This is a genomic window from Bradyrhizobium sp. UFLA05-108 (assembly GCF_059803455.1).
Genome location: NZ_JBANAZ010000065.1, coordinates 30,163 through 55,250 on the forward strand (window position 1 = coordinate 30,163; position 25,088 = coordinate 55,250).

The 25,088-nt window shown below is 64.5% G+C and carries 23 protein-coding genes; 8 read left to right on the plus strand and 15 right to left on the minus strand.

What is annotated here, in order from left to right; translation table 11 throughout:
- Window positions 1-179: 179 nt before the first annotated feature.
- Window positions 180-686 carry a cupin domain-containing protein gene (locus SO140_RS35105; RefSeq protein ID WP_449380525.1) on the minus strand — a complete coding sequence of 169 codons (507 nt, stop codon included), beginning with the start codon at window positions 684-686 and terminating at the stop codon, window positions 180-182.
- 126 nt (window positions 687-812) lie between these two features.
- Between SO140_RS35105 and SO140_RS35110 the strand changes: the two genes are divergently transcribed.
- Entirely contained in the window at window positions 813-1,031 is a 219-nt protein-coding gene (locus tag SO140_RS35110; protein WP_449380526.1) for a CsbD family protein, read from the plus strand.
- 60 nt (window positions 1,032-1,091) lie between these two features.
- Here SO140_RS35110 and SO140_RS35115 read toward each other — a convergent pair whose 3' ends face one another.
- From SO140_RS35115 to ggt, 5 genes are all read right to left on the minus strand, one after another.
- On the minus strand, window positions 1,092-1,556 hold the full coding sequence (locus tag SO140_RS35115; protein WP_498543758.1) for an FKBP-type peptidyl-prolyl cis-trans isomerase: 465 nt from the start codon (window positions 1,554-1,556) through the stop codon (window positions 1,092-1,094).
- Between the two features lie 62 nt (window positions 1,557-1,618).
- Window positions 1,619-3,910 carry a xanthine dehydrogenase family protein molybdopterin-binding subunit gene (locus SO140_RS35120; RefSeq protein WP_498543759.1) on the minus strand — a complete coding sequence of 764 codons (2,292 nt, stop codon included), beginning with the start codon at window positions 3,908-3,910 and terminating at the stop codon, window positions 1,619-1,621.
- A gap of 2 nt (window positions 3,911-3,912) precedes the next feature.
- Complete coding sequence (locus tag SO140_RS35125; RefSeq protein ID WP_498543760.1) at window positions 3,913-4,929, minus strand: FAD binding domain-containing protein; 1,017 nt, start codon at window positions 4,927-4,929, stop codon at window positions 3,913-3,915.
- 4 nt (window positions 4,930-4,933) lie between these two features.
- Entirely contained in the window at window positions 4,934-5,539 is a 606-nt protein-coding gene (locus tag SO140_RS35130) for a (2Fe-2S)-binding protein (RefSeq protein ID WP_498543761.1), read from the minus strand.
- 134 nt (window positions 5,540-5,673) lie between these two features.
- A complete protein-coding gene (gene ggt / locus SO140_RS35135; RefSeq protein ID WP_498543762.1) occupies window positions 5,674-7,260 on the minus strand; it encodes a gamma-glutamyltransferase in 1,587 nt (528 codons plus the stop codon).
- A gap of 187 nt (window positions 7,261-7,447) precedes the next feature.
- Here ggt and trhO point away from each other — a divergent pair, with 187 nt between their 5' ends.
- Both trhO and SO140_RS35145 read left to right on the plus strand, forming a co-directional pair.
- Window positions 7,448-8,215 carry an oxygen-dependent tRNA uridine(34) hydroxylase TrhO gene (gene trhO / locus SO140_RS35140; RefSeq protein ID WP_498543763.1) on the plus strand — a complete coding sequence of 256 codons (768 nt, stop codon included), beginning with the start codon at window positions 7,448-7,450 and terminating at the stop codon, window positions 8,213-8,215.
- Window positions 8,208-8,423, plus strand: a complete 216-nt coding sequence (locus tag SO140_RS35145) for a SlyX family protein (protein ID WP_449380533.1) — start codon at window positions 8,208-8,210, stop codon at window positions 8,421-8,423. The genes trhO and SO140_RS35145 overlap by 8 nt, the downstream gene beginning before the upstream one ends.
- A gap of 73 nt (window positions 8,424-8,496) precedes the next feature.
- Here the strand turns inward: SO140_RS35145 and SO140_RS35150 are convergent, their stop codons facing one another.
- Together SO140_RS35150 and SO140_RS35155 are read right to left on the minus strand one after the other, a co-directional pair.
- The gene (locus SO140_RS35150; RefSeq protein ID WP_449380534.1) at window positions 8,497-10,398 is read right to left on the minus strand and encodes a diguanylate cyclase; all 1,902 of its coding nucleotides are present in this window, start codon (window positions 10,396-10,398) and stop codon (window positions 8,497-8,499) included.
- Between the two features lie 174 nt (window positions 10,399-10,572).
- Window positions 10,573-10,794: a hypothetical protein gene (locus tag SO140_RS35155; protein ID WP_498540974.1), complete on the minus strand. Its 222-nt coding sequence runs from the start codon at window positions 10,792-10,794 to the stop codon at window positions 10,573-10,575.
- Window positions 10,795-10,908: 114 nt separating this feature from the next.
- Here SO140_RS35155 and hemE point away from each other — a divergent pair, with 114 nt between their 5' ends.
- Complete coding sequence (hemE, locus tag SO140_RS35160; RefSeq protein ID WP_449380566.1) at window positions 10,909-11,943, plus strand: uroporphyrinogen decarboxylase; 1,035 nt, start codon at window positions 10,909-10,911, stop codon at window positions 11,941-11,943.
- Window positions 11,944-12,057: 114 nt separating this feature from the next.
- On the opposite strand, the gene hemC is transcribed toward hemE, so the two are convergent.
- Window positions 12,058-13,038 carry a hydroxymethylbilane synthase gene (hemC, locus tag SO140_RS35165; protein WP_498543764.1) on the minus strand — a complete coding sequence of 327 codons (981 nt, stop codon included), beginning with the start codon at window positions 13,036-13,038 and terminating at the stop codon, window positions 12,058-12,060.
- Window positions 13,039-13,065: 27 nt separating this feature from the next.
- Window positions 13,066-14,694, minus strand: coding sequence for a GMC family oxidoreductase (locus SO140_RS35170; protein WP_498543765.1), 1,629 nt, complete (start codon window positions 14,692-14,694; stop codon window positions 13,066-13,068).
- A 428-nt stretch (window positions 14,695-15,122) separates the two neighbouring features.
- Between SO140_RS35170 and SO140_RS35175 the strand changes: the two genes are divergently transcribed.
- Together SO140_RS35175 and SO140_RS35180 are read left to right on the plus strand one after the other, a co-directional pair.
- A complete protein-coding gene (locus SO140_RS35175) occupies window positions 15,123-17,084 on the plus strand; it encodes a putative bifunctional diguanylate cyclase/phosphodiesterase (RefSeq protein WP_474799356.1) in 1,962 nt (653 codons plus the stop codon).
- Between the two features lie 175 nt (window positions 17,085-17,259).
- Entirely contained in the window at window positions 17,260-18,342 is a 1,083-nt protein-coding gene (locus SO140_RS35180; protein WP_449380538.1) for a winged helix-turn-helix domain-containing protein, read from the plus strand.
- A gap of 1 nt (window position 18,343) precedes the next feature.
- On the opposite strand, the gene SO140_RS35185 is transcribed toward SO140_RS35180, so the two are convergent.
- The 5 genes from SO140_RS35185 to SO140_RS35205 form a co-directional block, all read right to left on the minus strand.
- On the minus strand, window positions 18,344-19,324 hold the full coding sequence (locus tag SO140_RS35185) for a PDR/VanB family oxidoreductase (RefSeq protein ID WP_449380539.1): 981 nt from the start codon (window positions 19,322-19,324) through the stop codon (window positions 18,344-18,346).
- A gap of 9 nt (window positions 19,325-19,333) precedes the next feature.
- The gene (locus tag SO140_RS35190) at window positions 19,334-20,086 is read right to left on the minus strand and encodes a GntR family transcriptional regulator (protein WP_449380540.1); all 753 of its coding nucleotides are present in this window, start codon (window positions 20,084-20,086) and stop codon (window positions 19,334-19,336) included.
- Between the two features lie 3 nt (window positions 20,087-20,089).
- Complete coding sequence (locus SO140_RS35195; RefSeq protein ID WP_449380541.1) at window positions 20,090-21,139, minus strand: aromatic ring-hydroxylating dioxygenase subunit alpha; 1,050 nt, start codon at window positions 21,137-21,139, stop codon at window positions 20,090-20,092.
- 322 nt (window positions 21,140-21,461) lie between these two features.
- Window positions 21,462-23,108, minus strand: a complete 1,647-nt coding sequence (gene pgm / locus SO140_RS35200; RefSeq protein ID WP_498543766.1) for a phosphoglucomutase (alpha-D-glucose-1,6-bisphosphate-dependent) — start codon at window positions 23,106-23,108, stop codon at window positions 21,462-21,464.
- Window positions 23,109-23,125: 17 nt separating this feature from the next.
- Entirely contained in the window at window positions 23,126-23,383 is a 258-nt protein-coding gene (locus SO140_RS35205) for a hypothetical protein (protein WP_498543767.1), read from the minus strand.
- A 29-nt stretch (window positions 23,384-23,412) separates the two neighbouring features.
- Here SO140_RS35205 and SO140_RS35210 point away from each other — a divergent pair, with 29 nt between their 5' ends.
- Window positions 23,413-23,784 (plus strand): c-type cytochrome, encoded by a 372-nt coding sequence (locus SO140_RS35210; protein ID WP_498543768.1) that lies wholly within the window; start codon window positions 23,413-23,415, stop codon window positions 23,782-23,784.
- A gap of 103 nt (window positions 23,785-23,887) precedes the next feature.
- Entirely contained in the window at window positions 23,888-25,009 is a 1,122-nt protein-coding gene (locus SO140_RS35215) for an alpha/beta hydrolase family protein (RefSeq protein ID WP_498543769.1), read from the plus strand.
- Window positions 25,010-25,088 lie beyond the last annotated feature (79 nt).

Genomic DNA, 25,088 nt, shown 5'->3' on the forward strand with positions numbered 1-25,088 from the left:
AGCCACAACCTCCGTCATTCCCCGCGAAGGCGGGGAATCCAGTACACAGCGGCTTCTCCGTATCCTCGCACTATCTCTGGAATACTGGATCGCCCGCCTGCGCAGGCGATGACATCGAGAATGTAGGACGAACCTGCCGCAAGCTCGCTATTGCGAGCGCGACGCCTAACTCAGACCGTTCACTTCGCTTCGTTCGGATCACGGTGCACCGGGTCGATCCACAGCACGGTCTGGGGCTTCTCGACCGGCTCGATGTCGAGATTGATCGCGACCGCCTCGCCGTCGCTGCGCACCAGCACGCATTCGAGAACCTCGTCGGGGCTGGCGTTGATCTCTTGGTGCGGCACGTAAGGCGGCACGTAGATGAAATCGCCGGGGCCAGCCTCTGCCGTGAACTGGAGATGATCGCCCCAGCGCATGCGAGCCTTGCCTTTCACCACATAGATGATGCTCTCGAGATGGCCATGATGATGCGCGCCGGTCTTGGCGTCCGGCTTGATGCTGACCGTGCCTGCCCATAATTTCTGCGCGCCGACGCGCGCGAAATTGATCGCGGCCTTGCGATCCATGCCGGGCGTCGAGGGAACATTGGGATCGAGCTGGTTGCCGGGAATCACCCGCACGCCGTCATGTTTCCAGCGATCGTCATGATCGTGATGGGAGTGCGTGTGGTCATGGCCGCTCATGTGTCTGCTTTCCGTTGGTTCCGTGCACGGCAGGCTAACCAAAGCCGCGGCATCAAGCCATACCAAAAACGGAACGCTCTTAGGCGCCCAACGTTGTCTTCCTAAGAAAACCGGAAGGAGATTTTCATGGGAAGCACGAGCGACAAGATCAAGGGCGCCACCAACGAGGCGATCGGCAAAGCCAAGCAAGGCATAGGCGAGGCCACAGGTTCCGACCGCATGAAGGGCGAAGGCACCGTGCAGGAGATCAAGGGCAAGGGCCAGCAGGCCATGGGCGACGCCAAGGATGCCGCGAAGGAAGCGATCGATCGCGCGGCGGCGAACGCCAAGCGCACCGCAGAGTAAAGCGCGCGCGACTGAATACGAAAAGACCGGTCTTGCGGCCGGTCTTTTTGTTACCCGGCGTCACTTCACCCCGAGCAATTCCACGTCGAACGTCAAGGTCGCATTCGGCGGGATCACGCCGCCGGCGCCGCGTGCGCCGTAGCCAAGTTGCGGCGGGATGATCAGCGTGCGCTTGCCGCCGACCTTCATTGTGGCGACGCCTTCGTCCCAGCCGGCGATCACGCGGCCCTTGCCGATCGGAAACTCGAACGGCTCGTTGCGGTCGACGGAGCTATCGAATTTCTTGCCCTTCTTGCCGTTCTCATAGAGCCAGCCGGTGTAGTGCATCACGCAGATCTGGCCGGGCTTTGGCGAGGCGCCGGTGCCGACGACGCTGTCGATGATCTCGAGGCCTGAAGCTGTGGTCATGGTTTTTCCTGCGGTCTGGGCCGATGCCGGGGTGGAAACGAATGTCGATACTGCGCCGATTACGGTAATCGCGAGCGCCGACATGAGGGTGAGGAGTGCACGCTGGACACGCTGCATAAGACACCTTCCGTTTGGAGCGGGAGGTGTCTAGCGCAACGCGACAGGCGTGACCAGCCTTATCAGGCCTCGATGTTCTCCAGCCGCACCGGCAGCTTGCGGACGCGCTGGCCGGTAGCGTGATAGACCGCATTGCAGATCGCGGCATTGGTGCCGACATTGGCGAGTTCGCCAAGTCCCTTCACACCTGCGGGATTGATGCGGTCATCCTGCTCGGAGAGCATGATCACCTCGACATCGGGCACATCCGCGTTCACCGGCACGAGATAGTCGGCGAAGTTGTCGTTGACGTAGCGCGCGGTGCGCTCGTCGATCTCGGTGGCCTCCAGCAGCGCCGAGGACATGCCCCAGATCATCCCGCCCATCAGCTGGCTGCGCGCCGTACGTGGATTCATGATGCGGCCAGCGGCAAAGGCACCGACCAGGCGCGGCGTGCGGATCTCGTGCGTGAAGCGATTGATCCTGACCTCGACAAATTCGGCACCGAAAGCGTAGGCGATCCCGTCCTTCAAGCTTGGTCCGCCGACCAGCCGCACGTGGCCGCTGTGCATGGCCTCGAAGGCATCCGGCGGCGCGCCCTCCGGCTTCCACTCGCCATACTCCTCGACCACGCTGATGCCGAGCGCATCGAAAGCCTTTTCCCGGTCGAGCGGCTGGTCGCTCCGCGCAGCCTGGGTCGCCGGCGTCTGCCCCATGCCCACGGTCTCCTTGGCCCTGTCGGTGAGGCCTTCGTTCGGCATCAGCGCGCGGAACAAGCGCTGGCGCACCTTGTCGCACACCATCATCACGGCAGAGCACGTGCTGGCCGTCGAATTCGAGCCGCCCGCAACCGGGGCCGGCGGCAGGTCGCTGTCGCCAATATAGACCGCGACCTTCTCCAGGGGCACACCGAGGCGTTCGGCCGCAGCCTGTGCGATCACCGTGTAGGCGCCGGTGCCGATCTCATGGCCGGCCAGCTCGACGCGGGTGCGGCCGTCACGCTGCAGGCGCACCCGCGCCGCCGACGGTCCCATCTGGGTCGGATAGCACGTGGCCGCGCAGCCATAGCCGATCAGCCAGTCGCCATCCGCCATCGATTTCGGCTGGGCTGAACGCTGCGACCAACCGAACGCCTTTGCACCCTCGTCGAAACAGGCCATCAGCGATCGCGACGTGTAGGGCTTGCCCCCGATCGGCTCGGTCGCGGTGTCGTTGACGCGACGTAGCTCGATCGGGTCCATGTCGAGCTTGACGGCGAGCTCGTCCATCGCACTCTCCAGCGCGAACATATAAGGCACCTCCGGCGGCGAGCGCATGAAACCGGGCGTGTTGCGGTCGGCGCGCACGATGGACACGAGGCTGTCGACATTCGGGCAGGCGTAGAGCCGCGTCGTGGTCTTGGTGCCGCCGACGCAATAGGAATCGGGGCGCGAGGAGATCTCGGCTCCCTCATGGCGGAGCGCGACGAGCTTGCCGTCCCTGCTCGCGCCGAGCTGGATCTGATGCCGCGTCTCGGCGCGGTAAGTCGCAATGGTAAAGCCCTGGTCGCGCGGTGGCACCAGTTTGACCGGACGGTTCAGACGGCGCGCGATGCTGGCGATGATCGCGGTCCGCGGCGTCATCGAGCCGCGCGAGCCGAAGCCGCCGCCGACGTAAGGATTGACCACCCGGACGTTGTCGGCGTCGATGCCGAGCTGTTCGGCGACGCCGTTCTTCAGGCCATAGACATATTGGCTCGGTTCATAGACGAGCAGATTGTCGCCCATCCAGACGCAGCTCGTCGTGAACAGCTCCATCGGATTGTGGTGCTGTGTCGGCGTCTCATAGGACGCGGTGAGCTTGACCTCGGCCTCGTCGAACGCCTTCGCGAAGTCGCCGACCTTCGGGTCCTCCTTGAACATCGCGTTCTGGCCCTTCGCGGCGGCCGACGTCGTGCCCTGCGAATCGAACGTCGCCGCCGGCATCAGCGCGGTGGTGTTGACCTTGACGCGATTGGCGGCTTCGCGTGCCGCTTCGTAGCTCTCGGCAACGACCACCGCGACGATTTGGCCGTCATGGGCGATATCGGCCGATTTCATCGGTTGGATCGTGGTCCCGGCATAACCGCCGTTGGAGAACAGCTTTGACTCCTTCAGCTTCGGCCCATTCTCGTGCGTGAAGATGTCGATCACTCCGCGCACCCGCTTCGCATCATCGAGCTCAAAACTGTCGATGCGGCCCTTGGCGATCGCGCTGGTCACCAGGAAGGCATAGGCAGGATTGGCGAGCGGCATGTCAGACGCATAGGCCGCCTTCCCCGTCACTTTCGCGGCGGCATCGTAACGCGGCACCGGCTGGCCCATATTGGCCTTCGGCTCGGGAGCAGCAGTGGTCATGGTCAGATCTCCATCGTTACGGCCTGCTGGAGCGCGCGAGCCACCACGCGCCTGCCGAGCGCGATCTTGAACGTGTTGTAGCGCCGGCTCCTGGCGTCGGCGAAGGCCGCCTCCGCGGCACGCTGAGCGAGGCCATCGTCGAACCGCTGGCCCTTCACCAGCGCCTCCGCCTCGCGCGCGCGCCACGGCACGGTGGCAACGCCGCCGAGCGCGATCCGGGCGTTACGGATCACGCCGTCCTGCACGTCGAGCGCAATCGCGGCCGACGACAGCGCGAACTCGTAGGACTGCCGGTCGCGCGCCTTTAAGTAGACCGAGCGCGGCCAGCGCCCGGGAATCGCGAAAGCCGAGATCAGCTCGCCCGCCTGCAACGTCGTCTCGATCTCCGGCGAATTGCCGGGCGGCTTGTGCAATTGCGCAAACGGCAGGCTACGCGTCCCGGATTTTCCAGTGATCTCGACCATCGCGTCGAGCGCGATCAGAGCTTGTGCGAAATCACCGGGATAGGTCGCGATGCATTGATCGGAGGTGCCAAGCACGGCATGCATTCGGTTGAAGCCATCCATCGCCGCACAGCCGGAGCCCGGATTGCGCTTGTTGCAATTCTCATAGGAAATGTCGCGGAAATAGCTGCAGCGGGTGCGCTGCATGACATTGCCGCCGAGGGTGGCCATGTTGCGCAGCTGCGGGCTTGCGGCCAGCTTCAGCGAACTGGCGATGACGGGATAGTTGCGCTGAATTTCAGGGTTCGCGGCAATATCAGACATCTTTGCGAGCGAACCGAGCCGCAGATTGCCGCCACCGAGATCAACCGCCGACCAGCTCCGCGCCAGGGGACTGATGTCGACGATGGTTGCCGGCCGCATCACGTCGAGCTTCATCAGGTCAATCAGCGTCGTGCCGCCGGCGAGCGGCTGTGCGGACGCCTGCGGCAGCGGGTTGTTGTCTTGCGCCGACGAGGCGAGAGCCGAAACGGCGGCGCCGGCATCGGTGGCTCTCTGATAGGAGAACGATCGCATGCGCCTAGCCTTTCATGATGTCGGGCGCAGCCTGCTTCACGGCCGCGACGATGTTGGGATAGGCGGCGCAGCGGCAGATGTTGCCACTCATATATTCGCGGATGTCCTCGTCACTGCCGGCGTGCCCTTCCTTCACACAGGCGACCGCGGACATGATCTGCCCGGGCGTGCAGTAGCCGCACTGGAAGGCGTCGTTGTCGATAAACGCCTGCTGCATCGGATGCAGCCGGTTGCCGCTTGCGAGCCCTTCGATGGTGGTGATGTTCTGGCCTTGCGCCGCGAGCGCCAGTGTCAGGCATGACACCACGCGCCGGTCGCCGATCAGCACTGTGCACGCGCCGCACTGGCCGTGATCGCAGCCCTTCTTGCTGCCGGTGAGACCGAGATGCTCACGCAGCGCGTCGAGCACGGTGGTGCGCGCATCGATGCGAAGATGCTTGTCCTCGCCATTGACGCGCAATGTCACATCGACCGGCAGCGTCGGGTCCTGCGCAGCCGCAGCGCTTGATCCTTGCGTGGCTGCACGTGCGGTCAGCGGAACGAGCGTGCTTGCGGCCGTGCCCGCCATGAAGGCGCGACGATCGAAACCGGAACCTGAATTGTCGGACATGTCGGCCTCCGCCGCCTTCTAAAGAAAGCAGCGCACGCCTGCGCCGCTCATCGCCCGTTAACCGGGGGCGATGAGCTCCGTTCCTCCGTCAACTTTTCCTGATCGCGCGAGGAACCCCGCCTCGCGCATCGAGCTCAATAGCCGAGCGCGCAGCCGTCCTTGCGCGGATCGGAGCCGCCGGTCAGCGTGCCCTTGTCCCAGTCGATCCAGATCGCCTGGCCGCCGCCGAGGGGGCCGACCACGCTCGTGGTCTTGTGGCCGAGCTTCTTCAGGCCGTCGACGACCGCGGCCGGCACGCTATCCTCCAGCTGATAGACACCCTCGTAATGCAGTCCGCGCGGCATATCGATCGCCTCCTGCACGTCGCAGCCATAATCGAGGATGTTGGTCAGCACATGCGTCTGGCCGACCGGCTGATACTGCCCGCCCATCACACCGAACGGCATGACCGCGCGGCCCGCCTTGGTGAGCAGCGCCGGAATGATCGTGTGCAGCGGACGCTTGCCGCCGGCGATGCAATTGGGGTGACCCGGCTGGATACGGAAGCCGCCGGCGCGATTTTGCAGCAACACGCCGGTCTTGTTCGACACGATCGCCGAACCGAAGGAATGCGCGATCGAGTTGATGAAGGAACAGACGTTGCGATCCTTGTCGACCACCGTGATGTAGATGGTCGAAGGATTCATCGGCGGCGCGACATTGGGCAGGTCGAGCAACCCGTCCATGCGGATTTTTGCGATGTACTCGTCGGCGAATTCCTTGGCGAGGATTTTTGCGACATCGATCTTCATGTGGGCGGGATCGGCGACATGCATCTCGCGGATCATGTAGGCGATGCGCGCGGCTTCCGCCTCGAGATGGAAGCGCTCGACGCTGAGCGGCGCGAACTTCTTGAGGTCGAACCGGGAGAGGATGTTCAGCATGACCAGCATGGTGATGCCGGGCCCGTTGGGCGGGCACTGCCAGACGTCGTAGTCCTTGTACGTCGTGCCGATCGGTGTCGTCACCTCGGTCGTATGATCTGCGAAATCGTCGAGCGTGTGCAGGCCGCCAATTCCGCGCAGCGTCTCGACCATATCCTCGGCGATTCCGCCCTTGTAGAAGGCGTCGCGGCCATCCTTGGCGATCGCGCGCAGCGTCTTGCCGAGCTCGGGCTGGCGGATGACGTCGCCGGCAACCGCCGGCTTGCCGTGCGGCAGCAGATAACGCTCGGTGTTGGTGCCGTTCTTCAGCTTCTCGAGCTGGTTCTTCCAGTCGAAGGCGATACGGGGGGCGACGACGTAGCCCTCCTCCGCCGCCATGATCGCCGGCTCCGCCAGACGGTCGAAACCGAACTTGCCGTGGTCGCGCAGCACGGTCGCAAAGGCATCGACCGCGCCGGGGATCGAGACCGCGTGCGCCGAGGTCAACGGCACGGAGTTGATCTTGCGCTCCAGATACCACTCGACATTGGCGGCCTTCGGCGCCCGGCCCGAGCCGTTATAGGCCGTAATCTTGCCCTCGCCGCGTGGCTGGATCAGCGCGAAGCAGTCGCCGCCGATGCCGGTCGATTGCGGCTCGATCACCCCGAGCAGCAGGCTGCCCGCGACCGCCGCGTCCGAGGCAGTGCCACCCTCGCGCAGCACCTCGACGACCGCGAGCGCGGCCAGCGGGTGCGAGGTCGCCACCATCGCGTTCTGGGCGTGGACCGTGGACCTGCCGGGGAAATGGAAGCTTCTCATTGGCTGTTCTGCTCTCTTGCCGCGGGCACGCGTAGGTCGCGCCCTCTCGAAAATCCGGGTTTACATGGCACATCCGGACCCTGCGGGGCAATGCTGGCATACCACGGAAATGGCTGCCATCCGCTGCGCGAATGGGGCGCATTTCTGCGGGTTTTCCGGGCGGCTGCCGCCTGCTAAACGAACCGCCATGACTTCTGAGAACACCGCGTACAAGGTCGCCGCCTTCTACCAGTTCGCGCGGCTCGCAGATTACCGCGAGCTGCGTGAGCCGCTGGGCGCGTTCTGCGCCGGCCTCGGCATCAAGGGCAGCGTGCTGCTGGCGCGGGAAGGCATCAACGGCACGGTCGCCGGCTCCGCGGAGGCGATCGATGCCTTCGCGCATGAACTCGCCCACGGCGACATGTTCGGCGGACGGCTCGACAATCTTGAACTGAAATTCTCGACCAGCGAGGCGATGCCGTTCGGCCGGCTCAAGGTGCGGCTGAAGAAGGAGATCGTCACGCTCGGCGACGCCGCCGCCGACCCGACGCGGCAGGTCGGCACCTACGTCGATGCCGCAGAATGGAATGCGCTGATCGCCGAGCCGGATACGCTGGTGCTCGACACCCGCAACGCCTTCGAGGTGGCGATGGGTACGTTCGAAGGCGCCGTCGATCCCGGCATCAGGAGTTTTGGCGAGTTCAAGGACTTTGCCGCGCAGCAGCTCGATCCGGCAAAGCATCGCAGGATCGCGATGTTCTGCACCGGTGGCATCCGCTGCGAGAAGGCGAGCGCGCATCTGCTCGCGCGCGGCTTCGCCGAGGTCTATCACCTCAAGGGCGGTATTCTCCGATATCTCGAGAATGTGCCGGAGCAGCAAAGCCGCTGGCGCGGCGAATGCTTCGTATTCGACGAGCGCGTCGCGCTCGGCCATGGCTTGCGCGAGCGGCAGAAGGACGCCTCCGCCGATGAATGAAATCAAGACGCTCAGCGACCGCATCGACACGCTCGAAGCACGGCTCGCCTATCAGGACGACACTATCGAGCAGCTCAACCAGACCATCACGGCGCAGTGGAAACAGATCGATGCGCTGACACGGCAGATGGCAGCGCTGAACGAGCGTCTCCTGGAGGCCGAAGCCAACGCGCCCGGCCCCGCCAACGAACGCCCGCCGCACTACTGACGCGCCTGCTTTAGGTCTTTTGTTTGAGCATGATCTGTTCGGAAAACCGCTTCACACTTTTCCGGATCATGCTCTACTGCCCTGAAGCCATCGGCAGCAGGTTGAAGACCTCGACCGACATCACCAGCCGGTCGCGCCCGTCCTGCTTGGCGCCATAGAGCGCGCGATCGGCGGCCTCGACGAGCGTTCCCGGCCCACCGGTTCGCTCCAGCCACGGGCGGCAGGCGGCGCCGCCGATCGAGGCAGTGACGCAGCCAGCGGATTCATTGGAGCCATGTACGAGCCCCGCGGCACGGATCGCCTGGCGGATCCGCTCGCCGAGCCTGGCGCAGCCGGCCGCATCGATGTTCGGCAGCAGCACGGCAAATTCTTCGCCGCCGTAGCGCGCAGCGAGGTCGCTGACGCGCTGGGTCTCCGCTGCGATGATTTTCGCGACGGTGCGCAGGCACGCATCGCCCGCGGGATGGCCGTACTGATCGTTGTAGGCCTTGAAGTGATCGACATCGATCATCAACAGGCCAAGGCTCGAGCGATCGCGATAGGCCCTCGCCCATTCTTCCTTCAGCCGCTCGTCGAAGCAGCGGCGGTTGGCGAGCCCGGTGAGGCTGTCCTCGATCGCGAGTGCCTCCAAGCGCTCTTCCAACTCCTTCTGCTCCGTGACGTCGCGGGAGATAGCTACCGCACCGTCAATGCTGCCGTCGGCTCTGCGCGTGGCGCGCAGGGTCGATTCGATCCAGATATCGCCCTTCTCGCTGTGACGGGTGCGATAAACTGTGCGAGCCTCGTCGATCTCGCCCTGCTTGAGCCGATCAATGATCGCCTGAGCGGCCGGCAGATCGGCCGGGTTGATTCCGGCAAGTGCCGAATGCCCAACCAGCTGGTTCGGTCGCCAGCCGACCACGCGCCGGGATGACGGCGAGGCGTATCGGATGCGATCGTCGATGCCGATCCGCGTCACCATATCGCTCGATCCCTCTGCGATCAGGCGGAAGTTGGATTCACTGGCCGCAAGCGCCGCCGCCATGCGCTGGCCGCGCTGCAACTGCCGGACAAGCACCGCACCGATGATCGCAATCAGCATCACCAGCGCGAGCACGTACAGCATCCGCGAGATGGCCGCCGCCCGCCAGGGCGCCAGCAATTCCTGGCGATCGACGGTCGCGATCAGGAGAAGCGGAAAGCGCCCGCTGCGCTTATAGAAGCTGACGCGATCCACGCCGTCCAGCATCGACTTGAACTGATAGGCTCCGCTCGGCTGCAGCTTCGATTCGCGAAACAGCACCCCATCGGCCACGCTGCGTCCGACGAACTTGTCATTGCTGGGATCGCGCGCGATGATGATACCATCGCCATGCACCAGCGTGATGGAGCTGTTTCGACCGATCAGGAACTGCTGGTAGAAATGCGACAGATAGTTCGCACTGATGGTCGCGAGCACGACGCCGCCAAAGCTGCCGTCGAGCTTGTTGAAGCGGCGCGACAGGGTGATCACCCACTCACCGTCGACCAGGCTCTTGATCGGCCGGCCGACATAGGGCTCCCGCTTCGGCGAGAACTGGTGATGCCTGAAGAACTCGTCGTCGCTGAGCGTGGAAGTGACGGCGCCGGCGGACGTCAGCCAATTGCCCTTGTCGTCGATGATAGCGAGGCTGTGAATGCGCTCGATCGCCTTCTTGCGGATTTCGAGGAGGTTGCGCAGTTTCGCGATCGTGGCTGCATCGGTCCCGTCCATCTCCAATCGGCTGACGACGCCAACGACGCCGGAATCGAGCAGGTCGAGGCTGTCCTCGGCGTGCTGGGTCAGCGATCGCGCGAGGTTCGCCATTTCCGTCTCGGTGCCGCGCAGCAAGGCCTCGCGCGAGCTCCATTCACGCCAGCCGCTGATGCCGAGGATGGCCGTGCAGGTGAGCACGACGAATGCCGCCGCCCGCAACGGCAGGCGGCTCAAGCCGGCTCTATAGCTCATGACGTTCATGCGAACAGGATTCTCCGATGCCCGGAAAATCCGCTGCTTCTGTTATCGAAACCTGAAAAGCACGGCGCAATTCGCCTCAAACTGCGCCGATTTACGTAGTCCTACGGTGCTCGCGATCGTCTGATCGCTAACGGCAGGTTAGCGCGTCGAAGGGGAATCTGCCCTCGCGGGGCCTCAGCTGAAGATCGCCTTAACCTTGTCCCATAGCGAGGGACTGTCCGCCTCCGCATCGGCCTTCGATGGCGTCGGCTGGGCGGCGCTCACGGGATCAGAGGCCGGGAAGGTGTCGACCAAGCCGGCATCGAGCCTGGCATGGGTCTCGCGATCGGCGGCGAGCGCCTCGCGCAGATCGTCGGCGTGCTTGTCGTGGGGCGCAGGGTTGAATTTCTCAGCCATGATCTCCTCCATTGGCCGGTCAACGTCGCCGCCTGCCGCGTAGTTCCGCTGTTCCGCTTGGCCCGGCGGGAGCGGCGGTGTATCAGGAACCGCAACATGTCCCGGGGATCATTCGTGCCACGCTCCTCCGCAAAGCCTTTTATCGACGTGCTCTCAGGCCAGCGGCAGACCATTCCGCCGGCCTGGATGATGCGGCAGGCCGGTCGCTATCTGCCCGAATATCGCGAAGTACGCGCCAAGGCTGGTGGCTTCCTCGATCTCTGCTTTACGCCGGAACTCGCCGCCGAGGTGACGATGCAGCCGATCCGCCGCTTCGGCTTCGATGCGGCGATCATCTTCTCCGACATTCTGGTGATCCCCTATGCGCTCGGCCGTTCCGTGCGCTTCGAGGTCGGCGAGGGGCCGCGGCTGGAACCGCTGGATGATCCCGACAAGGTCCGCACGCTGTCGCCGCGCGCCGATTTCGGCAAGCTCGAGCCGGTGTTCGAGGCGCTGCGGATCGTGCGGCGCGCCCTCGATCCGAAGACCGCGCTGATCGGCTTCTGCGGCGCGCCCTGGACGGTCGCGACCTACATGGTTGCGGGCCAGGGCACGCCGGACCAGGCGCCGGCGCGGATGATGGCTTACCGGCATCCGGAGGCGTTCGGAAAAATCATCGACAGGCTGGTCGACAACTCCGTCGACTATCTGCTTGGGCAGCTCGCCGCCGGCGCAGATGTGCTCCAGATTTTCGACACCTGGGCGGGCGTCTTGCCGCCGGCAGAGTTCGCGCGCTGGTCGGTCGAGCCGACGCGGCGCATCGTCGATGGCGTTCGGGCCAAGGTGCCGGATGCGAAGATCATCGGCTTTCCCCGCGGCGCCGGTGCGCTGCTGCCCGGTTATGTGGAGGCGACCGGCGTCAATGCGGTCAGCATCGACTGGACGGCGGAGCCGACCTTCATCCGCGAGCGCGTGCAGTCACGTGTCGCCGTCCAGGGCAATCTCGATCCGCTGGTGCTGATCACCGGCGGCGATGCCCTGAACCGCGCCATCGACGAGGTGCTGGCGAATTTCGCCAAGGGGCGGCTGATCTTCAATCTCGGCCACGGCATCCAGCCGGAGACGCCGATCGCCCATGTCGAGCAGATGCTGAAGCGCGTGCGCGGCTGACGCGTCACAAAAAACTCGAAAACAACCCCATGCAAAGTAGAACGGCACCCCGCCGGGCGTCCCCGGCTGCGCCCAAGGCATTTGACGCGTCGGGCAAATCAGGAGCGCGGAGGCTTACCGCGGCCTGCTGCGCTCGATGATCTCAGCCGCGCCCTTGGCCAAGAGATCGAGCCCGACCGCGCGGCCAAGCTCGCGCGGGCGGTTCGCGGGGCCTGCGCGCGAAGCTTCGATGATGGTGTTGCCGGAGAGATCGAGCACCGATGCGGTCAGCGACATCTGGTCGCCATCGATCGTCGAGAACCCCGCCACCGGCGAATTGCAGTGGCCGTTAAGCACCCACAGCACCTCGCGTTCGGCATCAGCGCAGGCATGCGCGGCGGGATCGTCGATCGACGCGAGGATACGGCGCGTCTGCCAGTCCTGCGCGGCACATTCCACGGCGACGATGCCCTGCCCCGCCGCAGGCAACATCTCCGTTGCCGAGAATTCGTAGGCAATCCGGCTCGCAAGGCCGACGCGGTCAAGCCCCGAGCGCGCCATGATCAGCGCATCGGCAGGACCGACTGCGCCGCCATCGGGCAGCCGCTGCAACTCACGGTTATCGAGCTTGCGCACGCGGGTGTCGGCGGCGCCGCGGAAGTGGATCACCTCGGCCTGCGGGAACAGCCGCCGCGCATAGGCCGCGCGCCGCACCGCATTGGTGCCGATCTTGAAACCCTTGCCGCGCGACTGCCTGAACGCATCGAGCGAAACACCGTCGCGCAGCACCAGCGCATCGCTGGACGGATCGCGCGACAGCGTGGCGCCGATCACGAGGCCAGGGGTGTCCTCGTTGCCCGGCATGTCCTTGAGCGAATGCATCGCCGCCTGCAACTCGCCTGACAGCACCGCCGCGCGGATCTGTGCGACGAAGGCGCCGCCCTTGCCGCCATGGGGCAACAGCTTGCTGGTCTGGTCGAGATCGCCCGTGGTGTCGAACTTGACGATCTCGACGTCGATCTCGGGCACGGCGGCGGTCAGGCGGCGCGCGATCTCTTCCGTCTGTGCCAGCGCCATCGCGCTCTTGCGCGTGCCGATCCGCAATCGAATAGCCAAGCCCAGTGCTCCCTCTAGAAGCGCGAATTACCGCGCATCCTCCAATATCATGTCGGAGGCCTTTTCGGCGATCATGATGATCGGCGCGTTGGTGTTGCCCGACACGAGATCAGGCATGATCGATCCGTCGACCACGCGCAAGCCCTCGATGCCCCTCACCTTGAGCCGCTGATCGACCACGGCGAGCGCATCATTGCCCATACGGCAGGTCGAGGTCGGATGATAGATGGTGCTGCCGCGCTGGCGGCAGAACTCCAGCAGCTCCGCATCGGTCGCGACCTTGGGCCCGGGATCGACCTCCTCCACCACAAAGGGCTTTAGCGCCGGCGCGTGCAATATCTTGCGCAGGATCTTCAGGCCCTCGACATTCGTGGTGCGGTCGGTCTCGGTCGACATGTAATTGATGCGGATTTCCGGCGGCACGGTCGGATCAGCACTCTTGATCCGCAAGCTGCCGCGGCTTTCCGGGCGGAGCTGGCACACCGAGGCAGTGAAGCCGGAAAAATCGTGCAGCTTCTCGCCCATCTTGTCGGTCGAGAACGGCAGGAAGTGCACCTGGATGTCGGGCGTCGCGAGCCGTGGACTGGTCTTGAAGAAGGCGGCCGCCGTGCCCGCCGCGATCGTCAGCCAGCCCTGGCGGAACAGTGCGTAGCGAACGCCCGTCAGCGTACGCCGGATCGGATGGTTGATCGCATCGTTGAGCGTGATCGGCTGCGAGCAGCGCATCACGATGCGGACCTGCATGTGATCCTGGAGATCGTGGCCGACGCCCGGCGCGTCGAGCACGACGTCGATGCCATGCTTGCGCAGCAGGTCGGCCGGGCCGACGCCGGAGAGCTGCAACAGTTGCGGCGAGTTGTAGGCGCCGCTCGAGACCAGCACTTCCTTGCGCGCCCGCGCGCGGTGCAAGACTGAAGCTTGGCGATATTCGACTCCGACGGCGCGCAGACCCTCGAACAGGATGCGCTGGCCCAGTGCCGAGGTTTCGATCTTGAGGTTGCCACGTTTCTTCGCGGGACCGAGATAGGCGACAGCCGTGGACGCGCGGCGGCCTTTTCGCGTGGTGGTCTGGAACAGGCCGACACCTTCCTGCGAGGCGCCGTTGAAATCTGGATTGTAGGGCAGGCCCGTCTCGACCCCTGCCTTGATGAAAGCTTTCGACAGGGGATCTGAGAGGATCAGATCGGAGACCGGCAACGGACCTCCGGTGCTGTGAAACCGATCGGCGCCACGCACCTGGTTCTCGGCCTTCTTGAAATAGGGCAGCACGTCGTCATAGCCCCAGCCGGCATTGCCGAGTTGACGCCAGCGGTCGTAATCCTCGTGCTGACCGCGGACGTACAACAACCCGTTGATCGAGCTCGAGCCGCCCAGCGTCTTGCCGCGCGGCTGGAACACCTGACGGCCATTGAGCTCGGGCTCCGGCTCGGTCTGGTACATCCAGTTGACGCTCTTCTCCTTGAACAGCCGGCCGTAGCCGAGCGGCACGTGGATCCAGATGTTGGAATCCTTCGGGCCGGCTTCGAGCAGCAGCACCGAATGCTTGCCGTTCGCCGACAATCGGTTGGCGAGCACGCAGCCGGCCGAGCCGGCGCCGACGATGACGTAGTCGAATTCGGGATCGTTTGAATGGGCGGATTGCTGCTGGGCGGTCATGCTTTTTCGAATTCTTATTGTTGTTGTCTGCGTTTCGGATCGAAGGTCCATAGCATACTCGTTGCCGCGGACGCAGCGCCTCGATCAGCGACGCCCGGGCATATTCCGCACCCGCCTTGGCGAGGTCGGCGCGCCCGGCGCAGGCCACCGCGGCCTCCGTCACCGCGCCCAGCGGCAATGGCGCCAGCGGCTCGATCGGCTGCCGTATGATCAGGCCCGCCTTCATCGCGCAATTGGCGCGGTGATATCGCACGCGGGAACCGAAGGACGCGGGCATTTATATCGATTTGTTACCGATATCGGCGGTTCCGTATGCACATCGTGCCGCAGCGCTACCGACGCGGGCGATAATTCATAGTTCGTCAAAGGTTTGCAGCGAATTCTCGGGCCAGAGCCGAATATGAACGGCCAATGCTGCGGGCTCTGGAATGCGGTCCCAACTGACGTCCTATCTGACCAAGCTGTTCGCCGGCGATCTCGCCGCGTTCGGCGGACCGGCAACCGACGACGCCGTCGCCGGCCACATCCGCGCGGAGCAGATGGCTCTCGTGCTCGGCTATTCCGTCGGCATCATGCTGGCCAATGCCTGCAATGCGGCCGTGCTTGCCATCGCGCTCTGGCATTCGCCGGACTGGAAATCCGCCGTAGCCTGGGCGGTTACGGTCGCGGGCGCTGCGATCCTGTTTGGCGTGCAATCCCACAGCGCGCGCCGGATCACGAAGCCGCAATTCGTATCCCGTCGCGCCATGCACCGCCTGGTGCGCAACGCGTTCATCCTCGGCTCCGCCTGGGGCATCGTGCCGATGGCGTTCTTCGCCAACGCCTCCACCGGCGGACAGCTCGTCATCACTTGTCTGTGCGCCGGAATGCTGGCCGGCGGCGCGCTCGCCTTCGCCACCATTCCGATTGCGGCCATCGCGTTCACGACTCCTCTCTTCCTCGGCATCGGCATCTGTCTCGGCAGCGGCGGCGATCCCGCCTATCTGCTGATGGCGGTCCTGGTCGTGGTCTACGGATCCGTGCTGCTGCGTGGCGTGTTCGTCAATTCCTTTACCTTCATGCGACGCGTGATGCGGCAGCTCGAAGCGGAACGGTCGGTTCGCCAGGATCCACTGACGCTCCTGCCAAACCGTGTCGCGTTCAACGAGACACTCGATGCCGCCTTGAAGCGACTGGCCCTGTCCGGGGAGGAGTTCGCCGTGCTGCTGCTCGACCTCGACCGCTTCAAGGAGGTGAACGACAAGCTCGGCCATCCGGCCGGCGACGAATTCCTGGTCCAGGTCGCCAGCCGCCTGCAACGCTGCACGCGGGCGGCCGAGCATGTCGCGCGCATCGGCGGCGACGAGTTCGCGCTGGTCATGACCAATCTCACCCGGGCCGAGGACGCCTTGGAAATCGCGGAGCGATTCGTCGCTGCCTTCGCCGAACCGTTCCTGATCGAGGGCCGCGAGATCATCGGCGGCACCAGCGTCGGCATCGTGCTGGCGCCGCGGGACGGCGATATGCAGCTTGACCTGCTCAAGCATGCCGACGCCGCGCTCTACCGCGCCAAGAAGGCCGGCCCCGGCACGATCTCATTCTTCGAGGCCGCCGACGACAAGTCGGCGCGCGACCGCAAGGCGCTGCAATCGGATCTGGAGCTCGCCGTCGCACGGGACGAGCTGTTCCTGGTCTTTCAGCCGTTCCTCAATCTCAGGGAGAACCGGATCACCGGCTTCGAGGCTCTTCTGCGCTGGAAGCATCCGGTGCGCGGACTGGTGCCGCCGAGCGAGTTCATTCCGATCGCCGAGGAAACCGGCCTCATTCACGAGATCGGCGAGTGGGTCATCCGGCGCGCCTGCGCAACGCTGGCACAGTGGCCCGACGATATCAGGGTCGCGGTGAATTTCTCCGCTGCGCAATTCCACAACACGGGCATTCTCCAGACCATCGTCCAGGCGCTGGCCGATGCCAACGTCACGCCTAGCCGACTGGAGATCGAGATCACCGAATCGATGCTGCTGTCGAAATACGGCTCGGCCGCATCGACCTTGAACGCGCTGCTGCAACTCGGCGTCACGGTGGCGCTTGACGATTTCGGCACCGGATTCTCGTCGCTGACCTATTTGCGCAAGCTGCCGTTCAGCCGCATCAAGATCGATCAGTCCTTCATCAGCGACATGCTGGCGCAGCCGGACTGCGCCGCGATCGTGAAGTCGGTGATCGCACTCGCGCGTGACTTGAACATCGGCGTGGTCGCCGAAGGCGTCGAGACGGCCGATCAGCTCGAATATCTGCGCCAGACCAATTGCGACGAAGTCCAGGGCTATCTCATCAGCCGCCCCGCCTCGGCCGAGCAGGTCTTTGCGCTGCTCGACCCGAAGAAACAGCGAGCGACCTACGCGGCGTAGGCCAACCTCTCGTTTTCAAATCTCACACGCCGTAGTCAGACAACCGCATGTGTGAAAGAGATCACATTTGTGGATTTGATATTCGGCTTACATTTATCTTTCCGAGAGCCTACTCTCGCCGGACAATCGCTGCCGCGCTCTCGGGAGATAGAGGGCAAGCCTGGGGAATGGTGCCATGCGCTATTTCTTTGAGGACTATGCGTTAGATACCGACCGGCGCGAGTTGCGGCGCGGGCCCGATGTCGTGCCTACGACGCCACAGGTTCTCGATCTGCTCGAGTATTTGATCCGCAGCAGGGATCGCGTCGTCAGCAAGGACGATCTCATAAACGCGATCTGGAACGGTCGGATCGTATCCGACTCGGCGCTGACGACCCGGTTGAACGCCGTCCGACGCGCGATCGGCGACTCCGGCGAGCAACAACGTCTTATCAAAACATTTCCACGAAAGGGTTTTCGTTTCATAGCCGCTGTACGCGATGAGGATCGGTGCCCGGGAACAGCAATGGTCTCCCTCGCAGAACCGGTAAAGCTCGCCGGTGCGGCCGGGAGCGCAACGGTTTCGGTCCCAGATCCCTCTGAAAAAGGAGTTGGCCAACGGCGATCCCATCATTGGCTGGGTCACCTCAGAGGTCGTTTGAAGCTCGTCGGCGGGGCGCTGGCGTCGGTTGCCACCATCGGCGCAATTGCCGGCGGCCTTATCGGCTATTGGAATGTCTGGAAGACGATCCGTACCGACGTAGTTCGGGAAGCTCAAACAATCCAAGGACAACCGACAGTCAGGCCCGAGATCGCGCCTCGTCTCTCGCTCGTCGTGTTGCCCTTCGCCAACCTCAACAACGATCCAGAGCAGGACCACCTTGCCGACGCCATCACGACAGATTTGACGACCGATCTCGCGCGAACGCCCGCCACTTTCGTTATTGGACGCGAGACTGCCTTTACCTACAAGAGCAAGTCAATCGATCTGAAGCAGCTCGGGACGGATCTCGGCATCCGCTGGGCCGTACACGGCGCGGTGAGACGCAACGGGGACCAGGTGCGGATCAACGTCACGCTAACCGACCTTCAGACCGCCCGCGACATCTGGTCAGATCGGTTCGACGGCGACCGAACGAACCTGGCCGTCTTGCAGGACAACATCACGGCACGGCTTCTCTGCATTGCGCACCTGCACCTCCGTCAATATGAAGAAGCCATCGAACAGTGCAGCCGCTCGTTGAATATCGGCGCGAACTTTCAAGCTTACGTAAGCTGATCTAGATCGCATCCGCCCGTTGCAGCGTGTCCACCGTGATGGTGCCCCGTGCCCGCGAGACGCAGGCGCAGATCTTCTGGTTCTCCTGCTTCTGATGGTCGCTGAAGAAGACGTCGCGATGGTCGATCTCGCCATCGACGTCTACGATGTCGATGGCGCAGAGACCGCATTCGCCGCGCTTGCAGTCGTACATCACCTCGTGGCCAGCGGCGTTGAGCACGTCCAGAATGGAGCGTTCGCGCGGGATTTCGAGCTCGACATCCGAGCCTTTCAGGCGAACGCGGAAGGCCTCCGTTGGCAACGTGCCGCTGGAGCCGAAGGTCTCGTAACGCAGATCGGAGAGCGGGCGCCCTGCACCCAGCCAGGCGTGGCGCGCGGCGTCCAGCATGCGCATCGGGCCGCAGAACAGGGCCAGCGCATCCGGCGGCAGCGAGGCGAACAGCGCGTCGAGATCGAGCCGCGCTCCCTCGTCGCTGGCCTGGACGACCAAACGGTCGCCGAGCAGCGCGGCGAGGTGGTCGAGATAGGCGGCGTCGTGACGCGAGCGCACCGCATAATGCAGCGTCACGTTTGCATCGCGCCGGACCAGCGCCTGCGCCGCCCCGACGATCGGCGTGATGCCGATGCCGCCGGCGACCAGGCAATAATGCTTGCGGCTCCAGTCGACCGACAGCAGCGATGATGGCCGGGTGATATCGAGCCGCGCGCCCGGCTGGAGCGACCACATGTAGCGCGAGCCGCCACGGGAATCCTCGGCACGGCGCACAGCGATTCTGAAGCCACGGGGATCGGCCTCGCCGACCAGCGAATAGGACCGCGTCTCCGGCTGGCCGTTGATGGTCACGGCGACGTTGATGTGGCTGCCGACCGGATAGGCGGCGCCGTCGAATTGATCCGGCCTGATCAAGAACTCCCGGATGCTGGGCGCAAGATCGCGCGTCTCGACCAGCGTCGCCGGAGTCCAGGTTTCGATGAATCGCATGGCACTCCCCTATTCGGTTGCGGACTTGATCAGCGCGAGCGCTGGCAGCAGGTCCAGATGCGTCCGGTTGCGCAGGGCAAGCCGCAGGTTTCGCACGGCGAGTCGCGCATGCTCGCGCATGATGGCTTCGGCGCGGGCCCCTTCCCGGTTCTCGATGGCGTCGATCGCGACGCGATGATGCTCCTGCCCGATGATCAAAATCTGCTGCGCCTCAGGCAGCGCCGATTGCGCCATCACGAAGCCGCTGGGCGAAGCGAACGGCAGCGCCGAGGCGCGGTCGATCTGCCGGATCAAGGGCGGACTGCGCGACAGCTCGGTGAGAAGCGCGTGGAAGCGTGCGTTCAGAGTGACATAGGACGAGAACGCATCGACCGATATCGGCACCTGGCTCAGCAACCGGTCGATCGCGGCGTGGCACTCCCTGAGCGGCTCGAGCTCGCGCGCCGAAACACCGCGCTCGGCGGCAAAGCGCGCGGCGAGCCCTTCCAGCGTGCCCCGCAGCTCGATGGAATCGAGGATGTCGCGCTCGGAAAAGGCCTTCACCATGAAGCCGCCGGAAGGGATCGCCTCCAGCAGCCCTTCCTCCTCCAGCCGGACCAGCGCCATGCGCACCGGCGTGCGCGAGGCGCCGGTGGTCTCGACCGCCTGGAGCTCGGAGATGCGCTCGCCGGGACGCAAACTGCCCGACAGGATCTGGTCGCGCAGCGCGAGCTGGGCCTTCACAGTCTGCGAGACGGAGCGATCGACCTCGCGCTCGGCCATGACCTACTCCGCGGCCTGGAGATGTTGCGGGCCGTTTTCCTTCGCGACCATCTTGTCGATCAGCCGCCGCGACCACATCGCGCCGGCGTCGATGTTGAGGTTGTAGAAGACGCGATCGGGGTTCTCGTCCATTGCGCGCTGCTGCGCTTCGAGGATCAGCTCATCCTCGCGGAAGATTCCGGAGACGCCATCGCGGATTTCGGTCGTGATCCGCTGATCACCCAGACGATAGTTGCGCGCGAAGGCCCAGAAGTAGTGGCAGGTCTTCTCGGTCTCGGGCGTGATGGTGTTGAGCACGAAGCCGTTGACGCCCTGCGAGCGATCGCCCTCCGGCGCGCCAGTCCCGGCCGGCGCCACGCCGACGTCGATGGCGACCGTGCACGGCGCCTCGAAGCGGATGATCTGCCAGCGGTCGACCGGGCCGGACTTGCCGAGCTGCTTGGCCCAGAACGGCGGCGACTCGATGTTCCGCATCCAGCGCGTCACCGTGACCGTCTTCTCGCCATGGGTGACATCGAACGGCGCTTCGGCCACCGCGTCATTGCCGATCGAGGAGCCGTGCACGAAGGTCTCGTGCGTGAGGTCCATGAGGTTGTCGACTACGAGGCGGTAGTCGCATTTCGCGTAGATGGTCTTGCCGTCGCCGGCCCATGCCGGATCGTCGTTCCAGTGCAAGTCCGGCACCAGCGCAGGGTCAGCCAACGCGGGATCGCCCATCCACAGCCAGATGAAGCGATGGCGCTCGACGGCGGGATAGGCACGGACGCAGGCCGACGGATTGATGGTCTCCTGCGAGGGCATGAAGGTGCAGCGGCCTTGTGCGTTGTATTTGAGGCCGTGATAGCCGCAGACGACGGTGTCGCCTTCCAGCCGCCCCTTCGAGAGCGGCACCAGGCGGTGCCAGCAGGCATCTTCCAGCGCCGTCACGGCGCCGTCGGCCTTCCGATACATCACGACGTGCTTGCCGCAGATCGTCCGCGGCAATAGCGCCTGCTTCACCTCGGCGTCCCAGGCGGCTGCGTACCAGGCATTCATCGGGAATGGTTTTGTCACGGTCTCTCTCCCACGGGCTTATGAATACGTTATGTATACAATAACAGATGGGTCCATGACATTGGAGGTTATTTGATACCTTCAAACCAATTTTTGTATACAGGGTTGCGAGGTCTGGTCGCCGGGGCGGTGTGTTAACCTCTCCCGCTTGCGGGAGAGGTCGGCGCGAAGCGCCGGGTGAGGGCTCTCTCCACCCCCGGATTTTCTCCGCAAACCTCAGACAATCCTGATGCGGAGACACCCTCACCCCAGCCCTCTCCCGCAAGCGGAGAGGGAGCAGGCCGTCGCCATGGAGGTCGAGAGGCTCGCCCTCTCAGAAGAATTACGCCCCGAAGACTTTCTTCAGGCCGGCCTGGGCTTCCTGCTGGATGCGGTGGAGGTGATCGGCGCTGCGGAAGCTCTCGGCGTAGATCTTGTATACATCCTCGGTGCCGGAGGGCCGCGCGGCGAACCAGCCGTAGTCGGTCTCGACCTTGATGCCGCCGAAGGGCTGGCCGTTGCCGGGCGCCTTACTCAGCGTGGCCCGGACGGGGTCGCCGGCGAGGTCTTTCAGGCCGAGCTGCTCGGGCGTCACCGACTTCAGCACGCCCTTCTGGGCCGAGGTGGCGGCGACGTCGATGCGCTCATAATGGGGCACGCCGAGCTCGGCGGTGAGATCGGCAAAGAGCTGGCTCGGGTCGCGGCCGGTCTTCGCCAGGATTTCGGCCGCGAGCAGGCCGAGGATGATGCCGTCCTTGTCTGTGGTCCACACCGTGCCGTCGCGCTTGAGGAACGAGGCCCCTGCACTCTCCTCGCCGCCGAATCCGAACGAGCCGGTGACGAGGCCATCGACGAACCATTTGAAGCCGACGGGGGTCTCGACCAGCTTGCGGCCGAGCTTCTTGGCGACGCGATCGATCACCGAGCTCGAGACCACGGTCTTGCCAATCGCGGCATCCCTGCCCCAGTGCGGCCGGTGCGCGAAGAGATAGGCGATCGCAGTCGCAAGATAATGGTTGGGATTCATCAGTCCGCCGGTCGGCGTCACGATACCATGGCGATCCGCATCGGTGTCGTTGGCAAAGGCGACGTCAAAGCGGTCCTTCATGTGGATCAGGCTCGCCATGGCGTAGGGCGAAGAGCAGTCCATGCGGATCTTGCCGTCCCAATCCACCGTCATGAACCGGAAGGTCGGATCGATCGCCTCGTTCACCACCGTCGCCTTCAGGCCGTAGCGCTCGATGATCGGTTGCCAGTAATGCACGGCAGCGCCGCCGAGCGGATCGATGCCGATGTTGACGCCGGCCGATTTGACCAGCGCGAGATCGACGACATTGCCGAGATCGGCAACGTAAGGCGTGACGAAATCGAAAGCGTGGACGGAGGACGATTTGCGCGCCTTCGCGTAATCCATCCGCGAGACGCCCTTCAGCCCATCGGCGAGCAAGGCGTTGGCGCGCTTCTCGACGACGCCAGTGACGTCGGTGTCGGCGGGACCGCCATGCGGCGGATTGTATTTGTAGCCGCCGTCCTCAGGGGGATTATGCGACGGCGTGATGACGACGCCGTCGGCGAGGCCACTCGTCCGGCCCCTATTATGGGACAGGATCGCATGCGAGATCACCGGCGTCGGCGTGTAGCCGCCGGCCTGGTCGACCATGACGTCGACGCCGTTGGCGGCGAACACCTCGATCGCACTGACGAGCGCGGGCTCGGCGAGCGCGTGGGTGTCGATGCCGATGAACAAGGGACCGGTCAGCCCCTTCTCGCGCCGGTAGTCGCAGATCGCCTGCGTCGTGGCGAGAATATGGCCCTCGTTGAACGAATTCTTCAGCGAGGTGCCACGATGGCCTGACGTTCCGAATGCCACCCGTTGAGCCGGATCGGCCGGATCCGGCTTGTTGGCGAAATAGGCCGTGACAAGCCTTGGAACATTGGCAAGCGCGCTCGGCGCAACCGGCTTACCCGCCGCGGGATCGACTTTTGCCACTGCAACTCCTCGCACCTTCAAACGACTGCCTCGAACACCATACCATCGGTCCGGCCGTCGCCAAGCCGATTACCGGACCGGCAAAAGCCACGCGCCAGCCAACGATCAGCCGACAACGCCCATCCACCACGGGACGATCCATCGGCAATCGTCCATGGGCGATCTCGTACTTTGGTGCCGGATGTCGGTTGATGCAGGACAAAGACGTTGCCGCGCCGCACCGGCAGGTTGTTTCCCGTTTGATCACTGAAGTGCCGGGAGTGCAGCACTTTCACCGGCAGGTCCCAAGGGGAGCAGACTCGAGATGATTGGACGTCAGATTTTTGCGCTGATGCTGGCAAGCCTCGCCTCGTCAGCTCTCGCCGCGGAGGGCGATCCGGCCGCCGGCAAGACCGTTTTCGCGCGAACCTGTGCAAACTGCCACGCGAGTGTGATCGGGGTGAACAAGGTTGGCCCAAGCCTCTGGAATGTCGTCGGCCGCAAGCCAGCCGTCGTCCCCGACTTCGCCTATTCGGAGGCGATGAAGGCCAACAAGGAGGTCTGGACACCGGGCGCCCTGGACACCTATCTCGCCGATCCCAGAGGCGACGTCCATGGCGTCAAGATGTTCTTCAAGGGGCTGCCGGACCCCACAGAGCGCAGCAACGTCATCGCCTACCTTCAGACGCTGAAGTAAGCGATTGAAGCTGGCCGGCCGCTGGCAAAACCGGTGAACGTCCGTTCGCCGGATCGTGCGGCTCTGCTATGGTCACGCGCGGTCACGGAGAATCATCCCGCCTATGGACTTCGCGCGCCGGCTTTTGCCCGTGCTCTGCCTGCTCGTCATCGCGGGCCTAGCCGCTCACGCGAATGCTGCCGAGTTCTACGCCGAGGATCTCCGCATCCCGATGGCGGCGGCCGGGCCGCAGGGGCTCGAGGCCTTCCTGGTGCGGCCCGCAGCGCCCAAGCGCTATCCGCTCGCGCTGCTGAGCCATGGCACACCGCGAGACTTCGACGACCGCGCGACCATGTCGGCGCACAAATATTACGTCATCGCGCTGGAGTTTGCCCGGCGCGGATTTGCCGCGCTGATCGTGCTGCGGCGCGGCTATGGCACCTCGCCGGGCGACCTGGTCGACAGCCTGGGCCCCTGCGCTCGTGCCGCCTATCTGCCGGCCACCGCCATTGCGGTTGCGGACCTGCGCGCTGCAATCGATGCGATGGCGCGGCGGAGCGACGTCACGACGACCGGCATGATCGCCGTCGGTCATTCCGCGGGTGGGCTTGCCACCGTGGCGCTGACCGCGCAGGCCCCACCAGGGCTCGTCGCCGCGGTCAGCTTTGCCGGCGGCCGCGGCTCCTCCAGCGACAATTTCGTCTGCAATGCGGATGACCTCGTGCAGGCCTTCGCGACCTTCGGCAAGACCTCGCGCCTGCCAATGCTGTGGGTCTATGCCGCAAACGATCTGTTCTTCGCGCCAGTGCTGGCGCATCGCTTCTACGATGCGTTCCGCAGCGCTGGCGGCAACGCGAAGTTCATCGATGCGCCCGCCTATGGCGATGACGGCCACTATCTCTATTCCACCGTGACGCGCCCACTTTGGACACCGCTGGTCGATGCCTTCTTGCGCGAGCGCGGGCTGGGCAGCAGCGAGACGTTGAGTCCGCCGGATCCGCTGCCGGCGCCCGGACAGCTCTCGGGCTCGGGCAAGGACGAGTTTGCGCGCTATCTCGCCAGCATCAATCCACACAAGGCGTTCGCGGTCGCACCCAGAGGCGCCTTCGGCTGGCGTTCCGGCCGCGCCACGACCGACGACGCGCAGCGCGATGCGCTCGCGGCCTGCGGCAAATGGGCAGCCGATTGCAGGCTTTATGCCGTCGACGACCGGCTCGCGGGCGGCCGGGCGGCATCCGCGCGTTGACGCACTAATCTTACTGAGTCAGAAATCCACGGACCAAGCTGGGTGAGAATCGCATATTGAAGGAGATTCAACGCGAGAT

Bases quoted from the DNA above. Each gene is read 5' to 3' on its own strand.
- SO140_RS35130 (WP_498543761.1), bottom strand. From the start codon at position 5,539: ATGTCCGACAATTCAGGTTCCGGTTTCGATCGTCGCGCCTTCATGGCG.
- SO140_RS35210 (WP_498543768.1), top strand. From the start codon at position 23,413: ATGATTGGACGTCAGATTTTTGCGCTGATGCTGGCAAGCCTCGCCTCG.
- SO140_RS35105 (WP_449380525.1), bottom strand. From the start codon at position 686: ATGAGCGGCCATGACCACACGCACTCCCATCACGATCATGACGATCGC.
- SO140_RS35215 (WP_498543769.1), top strand. From the start codon at position 23,888: ATGGACTTCGCGCGCCGGCTTTTGCCCGTGCTCTGCCTGCTCGTCATC.
- SO140_RS35180 (WP_449380538.1), top strand. From the start codon at position 17,260: ATGCGCTATTTCTTTGAGGACTATGCGTTAGATACCGACCGGCGCGAG.
- ggt (WP_498543762.1), bottom strand. From the start codon at position 7,260: ATGAGAAGCTTCCATTTCCCCGGCAGGTCCACGGTCCACGCCCAGAAC.
- SO140_RS35155 (WP_498540974.1), bottom strand. From the start codon at position 10,794: ATGGCTGAGAAATTCAACCCTGCGCCCCACGACAAGCACGCCGACGAT.
- SO140_RS35150 (WP_449380534.1), bottom strand. From the start codon at position 10,398: ATGAACGTCATGAGCTATAGAGCCGGCTTGAGCCGCCTGCCGTTGCGG.
- SO140_RS35115 (WP_498543758.1), bottom strand. From the start codon at position 1,556: ATGCAGCGTGTCCAGCGTGCACTCCTCACCCTCATGTCGGCGCTCGCG.
- SO140_RS35145 (WP_449380533.1), top strand. From the start codon at position 8,208: ATGAATGAAATCAAGACGCTCAGCGACCGCATCGACACGCTCGAAGCA.
- SO140_RS35185 (WP_449380539.1), bottom strand. From the start codon at position 19,324: ATGCGATTCATCGAAACCTGGACTCCGGCGACGCTGGTCGAGACGCGC.
- SO140_RS35110 (WP_449380526.1), top strand. From the start codon at position 813: ATGGGAAGCACGAGCGACAAGATCAAGGGCGCCACCAACGAGGCGATC.
- SO140_RS35125 (WP_498543760.1), bottom strand. From the start codon at position 4,929: ATGCGATCGTTCTCCTATCAGAGAGCCACCGATGCCGGCGCCGCCGTT.
- SO140_RS35170 (WP_498543765.1), bottom strand. From the start codon at position 14,694: ATGACCGCCCAGCAGCAATCCGCCCATTCAAACGATCCCGAATTCGAC.
- trhO (WP_498543763.1), top strand. From the start codon at position 7,448: ATGACTTCTGAGAACACCGCGTACAAGGTCGCCGCCTTCTACCAGTTC.
- SO140_RS35175 (WP_474799356.1), top strand. From the start codon at position 15,123: ATGCGGTCCCAACTGACGTCCTATCTGACCAAGCTGTTCGCCGGCGAT.
- SO140_RS35190 (WP_449380540.1), bottom strand. From the start codon at position 20,086: ATGGCCGAGCGCGAGGTCGATCGCTCCGTCTCGCAGACTGTGAAGGCC.
- SO140_RS35120 (WP_498543759.1), bottom strand. From the start codon at position 3,910: ATGACCACTGCTGCTCCCGAGCCGAAGGCCAATATGGGCCAGCCGGTG.